Below are 1,632 nucleotides of genomic sequence, written 5' to 3'. Positions count from 1 at the left end.
AGCGTCCTGTTCGCCATGCTCCGCGACGGCACCTTCTACGAGCCCCGAACCCCCACCATCACCCTCGCCGCCTAACCACCCCAACCACAAGCAAACCAGGCACCACGTCCTTGACGAAGGACATAGAGACACCCCCCGTTATGTTTTTCGCGGTCCTGCAATGGGGCCGCTGGCCTCCGGGCCCGGTATGACTGTGTCCCCTCTGTCGAACGGATGACCTGGGGGGTGGTGTCGCCGGGCCCGGGAGGTGCCGTCACAGACGCTGATGAGAGACCCGGCCACCGTCCGGCCCGGCGCAATGCCGGGCAGTTCGCGGGCGGCAGGTCTGCATAACGTGGATGCGCGAGCACGGTGCCACCGCCGAGGCCGGCACGGCCAACGACCTGGAGAGGGTGCGATGTTCGACATCGAAGGAGTGGGCGTCTTCCTCGGGATGGACGTCGGCAAGACCGCTCACCACGGCCACGGGCTCACCCCGGCCGGGAAGAAGGTCTTCGACAAGCCGATGCCCAACAGCGAACCGAAGCTGCGGGCCGTCTTCGACAAGCTCAAGGCCAAGTTCGGCACCGTCCTGGTGATCGTGGACCAGCCCGCCTCGATTGGTGCCCTGCCGCTGACCGTGGCCCGCGACGCGGGCTGCGAGGTCGCCTACCTGCCCGGACTTGCCATGCGGCGGATCGCTGATCTGTATCCGGGCGAGGCGAAAACGGACGCGAAGGACGCAGCGGTGATCGCGGACGCCGCCCGCACCATGCCGCACATCTTGCGTTCGCTGGAGCTGACGGACGAGATCACCGCCGAGCTCACGGTGCTGACCGGCTTCGACCAGGACCTCGCCGCCGAGGCCACCCGCACCAGCAACCGGATACGCGGCCTGCTCACCCAGTTCCACCCGTCGCTGGAGCGCGTTCTCGGCCCGCGACTGGACCACCCCGCCGTCACCTGGCTCCTCGAGCGCCACGGATCTCCCCACGCTCTGCGGAAAGCCGGCCGCCGCAGGCTCGTCGAGCTGATCCGGCCCAAGGCTCCGCGGATGGCACAGAGGCTGATCGACGACGTCTTCGCCGCCCTCGACGAGCAGACCGTCATCGTTCCCGGCACAGGCACCCTCGACATCGTGATCCCGTCCCTGGCCGCCTCGCTCGCCGCGGTCCACGACCAGCGCCGGGCACTCGAAGCCCAGATCAGCACCCTGCTGGAGGCCCACCCTCTTCACCCAGTCCTGACCTCGATGCCCGGAGTCGGGGTCAGGACCGCCGCCGTCCTGCTGGTCACCGTCGGCGACGGCACCGGCTTTCCCAGCGCCGCCCACCTCGCCTCCTACGCCGGCCTTGCTCCCACGACGAAGTCGTCGGGGACCTCGATCCACGGCGAACACGCACCCAGAGGCGGAAACCGGCAGCTCAAACGCGCGATGTTCCTCTCCGCCTTCGCCTGCATGAACGCCGACCCGGCATCACGCACCTACTACGACCGGCAAAGAGCCCGCGGCAAGACACACACCCAGGCACTCCTGCGGCTCGCCCGCCAACGCATCAGCGTCCTGTTCGCCATGCTCCGCGACGGCACCTTCTACGAGCCCCGAACCCCCACCATCACCCTCGCCGCCTAACCACCCCAACCACAAGCAAA

General features: G+C 68.4%; 1 protein-coding gene. It reads left to right on the top strand.

The genetic code is table 11. From position 1 onward, the window contains the following. Positions 1-397 precede the first annotated feature (397 nt). Positions 398-1,612, top strand: coding sequence for an IS110 family transposase (locus ACFVX9_RS39705; protein ID WP_387987175.1), 1,215 nt, complete (start codon positions 398-400; stop codon positions 1,610-1,612). Positions 1,613-1,632: the final 20 nt, after the last annotated feature.

Source organism: Kitasatospora sp. NPDC058243 (assembly GCF_042882025.1).
Lineage (GTDB): Bacteria > Actinomycetota > Actinomycetes > Streptomycetales > Streptomycetaceae > Kitasatospora.
Note: the sequence above shows the minus strand (reverse complement) of the source record. Positions and strands in the feature narration are given on the sequence as shown.

Coding starts and splice junctions, on each gene's coding strand:
- ACFVX9_RS39705 (WP_387987175.1), top strand. CDS start 398: ATGTTCGACATCGAAGGAGTGGGCGTCTTCCTCGGGATGGACGTCGGC.